The organism is Streptomyces sp. NPDC035033 (assembly GCF_040636735.1).
Lineage (GTDB): Bacteria > Actinomycetota > Actinomycetes > Streptomycetales > Streptomycetaceae > Streptomyces.
In genome coordinates, this window is record NZ_JBEZUZ010000191.1 from 1 (window position 1) to 4,688 (window position 4,688).

The 4,688-nt window shown below is 74.6% G+C and carries 5 protein-coding genes and 1 pseudogene; 3 read left to right on the forward strand and 3 right to left on the reverse strand.

From position 1 onward, the window contains the following. A partial coding sequence (locus tag AB0E83_RS35140) for a GntR family transcriptional regulator (RefSeq protein ID WP_362120840.1) occupies positions 1–556 on the forward strand: 556 nt, incomplete at its 5' end. A gap of 47 nt (positions 557–603) precedes the next feature. Then, complete coding sequence (locus AB0E83_RS35145) at positions 604–1,623, forward strand: 1-aminocyclopropane-1-carboxylate deaminase (protein ID WP_362120842.1); 1,020 nt, start codon at positions 604–606, stop codon at positions 1,621–1,623. Between the two features lie 28 nt (positions 1,624–1,651). Here AB0E83_RS35145 and AB0E83_RS35150 read toward each other — a convergent pair whose 3' ends face one another. Both AB0E83_RS35150 and AB0E83_RS35155 read right to left on the reverse strand, forming a co-directional pair. Then, entirely contained in the window at positions 1,652–2,896 is a 1,245-nt protein-coding gene (locus tag AB0E83_RS35150) for a TerD family protein (protein ID WP_362120848.1), read from the reverse strand. Positions 2,897–2,941: 45 nt separating this feature from the next. Next, positions 2,942–3,181 carry a hypothetical protein gene (locus AB0E83_RS35155; RefSeq protein ID WP_362120844.1) on the reverse strand — a complete coding sequence of 80 codons (240 nt, stop codon included), beginning with the start codon at positions 3,179–3,181 and terminating at the stop codon, positions 2,942–2,944. 55 nt (positions 3,182–3,236) lie between these two features. Here AB0E83_RS35155 and AB0E83_RS35160 point away from each other — a divergent pair, with 55 nt between their 5' ends. Next, entirely contained in the window at positions 3,237–4,211 is a 975-nt protein-coding gene (locus AB0E83_RS35160) for an AraC family transcriptional regulator (RefSeq protein WP_362120846.1), read from the forward strand. Positions 4,212–4,529: 318 nt separating this feature from the next. On the opposite strand, the pseudogene AB0E83_RS35165 reads toward AB0E83_RS35160, so the two are convergent. Then, a pseudogene (locus AB0E83_RS35165) lies at positions 4,530–4,688 on the reverse strand (NAD(P)-dependent oxidoreductase); the annotation flags it as partial.

The following is a 4,688-nucleotide window of genomic DNA, read 5'->3' on the forward strand; positions in this document are numbered from 1 at the left end:
CTCCCGCGCGCCCGTCCGCGACGCCCTGGCCCGGCTCACCGTCGAGGGCCTCGTCGAGACCAAGCCGCAGAGCTACACCCGGGTCACCCGTCCGGTCACCCGGATCGTCCGCGACGCCGCCTCCGTGGTGCGGGTGATGCACGAACTCGCCGCCCGCACCGCCGTGCCGCTGCTCGGCCCCGAGGCGATCCGCACCATGCGCGAGGCCAACGAGCGCTTCGCCGCCGCCGTCCGCGCCTCCGACGTCGAGGCGGCCCTCGCCGCCGACGACGAGCTGCACCAGGTCCTCGTCGGCGCCAGCGGCAACCACGCGGCCGCCGCCACCATCGACCGCTACACCCCGCTGATCCGCCGCGTCGAGCGCCGGCTCTTCGGGGACGCCGGCAGCTGCGGCTCCGCCGAGCTCCACGCCCGCCTCATCGACGCCTGCGCCGCCGGGGACGCGGAGGAGGCCGTCCGGATCACCAGCGAGATCTGGGCCGCCCTGGAGCAGCTCGCCGACGACGCCACCGAGGTCGCCGAGGTCACGGGCATCCCCGCGCCCCCGGCGCCCTGACCCCGGAGCCGTACCCCCCGTCCGCCCCACCCCAGGGAGAGCCGCCCGTGCCGATCGACGACTTCGACCGCTATCCGCTCCTCTTCGGGCCCTCGCCGGTCCACCCCCTCGAACGGCTCGGGCACCACCTCGGCGGCGCGGCCCTGTGGGCCAAGCGCGAGGACTGCAACTCCGGCGTCGCGTACGGCGGGAACAAGACCCGCAAGCTGGAGTACCTGGTCGCCGACGCCCTCGCGCGGGGCTGTGACACCCTCGTCTCCATCGGCGGGGTGCAGTCCAACCACACCCGCCAGGTGGCCGCCGTCGCCGCCCGCGCCGGGCTGAAGTGCGTGCTGGTGCAGGAGAGCTGGGTCGAGTGGCCCGACGCCGTCTACGACAAGGTCGGCAACATCCTCATCAGCCGGCTCGCCGGCGCCGACGTGCGGCTGGTGCGGGCCGGCTTCGGGATCGGCTTCAAGGAGAGCTGGGAGCAGGCGCTGCGCGAGGTCGAGGAGGGCGGCGGGAAGCCGTACGCGATCCCGGCCGGCGCCTCCGACCACCCGCTCGGCGGCCTCGGCTTCGCCAACTGGGCCCACGAGGTGGCCGAACAGGAGCGGGAGCTCGGCGTCTTCTTCGACACGGTGGTGGTCTGCTCGGTGACCGGCTCCACCCAGGCCGGCATGGTCGCCGGCTTCGCCGCGCTCGCCGAGGAGGGCGGCCGGCCGCGCCGGATCATCGGGATCGACGCCTCCGCGAAGCCCGCCGAGACCCACGACCAGATCACCCGGATCGCCCGGGACACCGCCGCCCTCATCGGCGTCGAGCGCGAACTCACCGGCGCCGACGTGGAGCTGGACGAGCGCTACCACGCCGGCGTCTACGGCGTCCCGGACGAGGCCACCCTCGACGCGATGCGGCTCGCCGCCCGCACCGAGGGCATGGTCACCGACCCCGTCTACGAGGGGAAGTCGATGGCCGGGCTGATCGACCTGGTGGACCGGGGCGAGATCGGCCGGGACTCGACCGTGCTCTACGCCCACCTCGGCGGCCAGCCCGCCCTCAACGCCTACAGCGCGCTGTTCTCGTAGTCCTCCGGGAACGCGCGGGGCCGGCCGCTCAGAGCGCCTGGGCGGCCAGCTTCACCATGCCCCGGACCGTCCGGGACTTCACGAACTCGCCCATCGCGGTCATCTCCCACTCGCCGGAGAACTGCTTGATGAGCTTGGCCATCATCACGCCGGTCTGCGGCTCGGCGGTGGTCAGGTCGAAGCGGACCAGCTCCTCGCCGGTCGCCGCGTCCATCAGCCGGCAGTACGCCTTGGCGACCTCGGTGAACTTCTGCCCGGAGAAGGAGTTCACGGTGAAGACCAGGCCGGTGGCGTCGGCCGGCAGCCGGCCGAGGTCGACGGTGATGACCTCGTCGTCGCCCGCGCCCTCGCCGGTGAGGTTGTCGCCCGAGTGCCGGACCGCCCCGCCGAGGATGGTCAGCTTGCCGAAGTAGCAGCTGTCCAGGTGGTTGCGCTGGGGGCCGTACGCGATGACCGAGGCGTCCAGGTCGATGTCCTTGCCCCGGTACGCGGGCTCCCAGCCGAGGCCCATCTTCACCTGGGAGAGCAGCGGACGGCCGCCCTTGACCAGCGACACCGTCTGGTTCTTCTGGAGGCTGACCCGGCCCTTGTCCAGGTTGATCTTGCCCGTGGGAGCCGGGGCCGGGGCCGCGGGTGCGGGCGGCACGGGGGCGGCGGCGGGGGCAGGGGTGCCGAAGGCGAACCGGGGGTCGTTCGGGCCGGGCGGCGTCACCAGCGTGGGCGGCGAGGCCGGCATCGGCGGGGCGGGCGGCGCGGCCTGGGGAGCGGCGGCGGCCGGCTCCTCGTCCACGGAGACGCCGAAGTCGGTGGCGATGCCGGCCAGGCCGTTCGCGTATCCCTGGCCGACGGCGCGGACCTTCCACGCGCCGTTGCGCAGGTAGATCTCGACGACCACCAGGGCCGTCTCGGTGGCTAGCTGCGGCGGGGTGAAGGTGGCGATGACCGCGCCGCTGTCGGCGTCGCGGACGGTCGCGGTGGGCTCGATGCCCTGGAAGGTCTGGCCTGCGGCGTCCGGACTGGCCGTGACCACGATCCTCTCGATGCCGGCGGGCAGGCCGCCGGTGTCCACCAGGATCGCGTCGGGCGCGGCGCCGCCGCCGGAGCGGTAGGTGACGCCGGGGCCCGCGGGCTGGTTGTAGAAGATGAAGTCGTCGTCCGAGCGCACCTTGCCGTTGGCGCCGAGCAGCAGGCCCGAGACGTCGAGCCGCACGGGGGCGGCGACGTCCACCGCCACGCGGGCGGCGGTGAGCGGGAGGTTCGAGCCGGGGGTCATTGCGGTCATGCCAGGCTCAACGATCCGGGCCGCTTTGCCGTTCCCTTACCCTCGGCGGGTTGCGCCACCCCGGTGACGGGGGTGGTTCCGCGCCTGCCGCTCGTTGCCGAAGCGGTACGACCCCGTCCAGCGGGCCATCAGCAGCTGGACGTCGCAGGACGCGGCCTCCGCCAGGAACTTCGCGGCCCGGGCGCCGCGCAGCACGCCGGCGGGGCGGCCGTGGTGGGTGAGGACGACGGAACCGTCCTTGCGCTCTTCGTACGCGAATCCCTGGGGGCGTGGCATGCGGGGCATCCTGCCCGTTCCGGACGGGTCCGTCATATGAATTATCTTTCGCACCGTGGGTGCTGTGGGTGGGAGCTCTTTTACGACCGGGGACGTCGACGAGGCGCGCGAGGAACTCGACGCGCGCTACTACGCGAGCCGGATGGACGTCGTCGACCCGCACCGGACCTTCGCGGCCCGGTTCGACATCGTCGAGCTCGGACCGCTGGTCATCGGCGACCTCAGCTGCGGGGCCGACGTCCGGATGAGCTTCGGCGAGCTGGGCGCGTACCACCTCAACGCCCCGCTCAGCGGCACCATGGAGATGCGCCAGGGCCGCGGCCCCACCGTGTACGCCTCCGCGCGCGAGGCGCTGCTCCTCGACCCGGCCGGGGACACCTTCCTCGACCGCTGGAGCGGCGACGGGCGGATCCTCTCGGTCAAGGTCGGCGCCGACGAGCTGCGCGACCGCCTGGAGAGCCTCCTGGGCCGCCCGCCGCACGGCGGCCTCGCCTTCCGGCCCCGCCTCGACATCTCGCGCGGCCCCGGCCTCAGCTGGGTGCGGTTCGCCCGCCGGGTCGCCGCGGAGGCGCTCGCCGGCGACGGCCTCGCCCACCACGAACTGGTCGCCCGCCCCTTGCAGGAGGCGCTGCTCAACGGCCTGCTGCTGGCGGCCGAGCACCCCTGGCGGGACGAGCTCGCCCACCCGGGCGGTCCGCGCCGCCCGGCGCCGGTGAAGCGGGCCATGGACGCGGTGCGGGAGCGCCCCGAGCACCCCTTCACCACCTCCGAACTCGCCGCCCACGCGCGGGTGAGCGTGCGCCGGCTCCAGGAGTCCTTCCGCGAGTACGTCGGCATGTCGCCGATGGCGTACGTCCGGGAGGTCCGGCTCGACCGGGTGCGGGAGGAGCTGCGGGCGGCCGAGCCGGACCAGGTGAGCGTGAGCGAGGTCGCCTGGCGCTGGGGCTTCGCCCACCAGGGCCGTTTCGCCGCCCGCTACCGGGAGAGGTTCGGCGAGTCGCCGTCCCGGACCCTGCGCACCGCGCCCTGAGCCCGCCCCCCGGGGGCTCCCGGGGCCTTCCGTGGAGCTCCTGCGGATCTTCCGGGGATCTTCCGGGGGCCTTCCGCGCGCCCCCGTGCGATCCCGCGCTCCTGCCGGTCGCGCATTCCGGACAGAGGCCGCGTTCCGCGGCTCGCGGTGATCTTGGCGGCCGCCTACGGTGGTCGCGTCCGGCGCTGCCAGCGCGCGCCGTCGAACCGGGCCCGGCCGGATCCCCCGTATCACCGGCCGGGCCCGCGGACGTCCGCTCCGTCCCCGCGGCGGCGCCGGTCACGCGGGTGAGGGGGGCGGTGCGCGCGGGGCTTCCCGTCAGGGGGCCGGGTGCGGCCAGCGGGGGGCCTCGGCGGTGAAACCGCCGCCCAGGTAGAGGTCGTCCGGGCTGCCCTCCGGGGGCAGGCCCTGAGCGGCGATCAGCTTCTCCGCGTACACCTCCGAGTCGTCCTCCGGCGCGTAGCCGAGCGCGCGGGC

What these genes read in the sequence shown, in the direction of transcription:
- AB0E83_RS35150 (WP_362120848.1), bottom strand. Translation starts at nt 2,896, where the DNA reads ATGACCCCCGGCTCGAACCTCCCGCTCACCGCCGCCCGCGTGGCGGTG.
- AB0E83_RS35155 (WP_362120844.1), bottom strand. Translation starts at nt 3,181, where the DNA reads ATGCCACGCCCCCAGGGATTCGCGTACGAAGAGCGCAAGGACGGTTCC.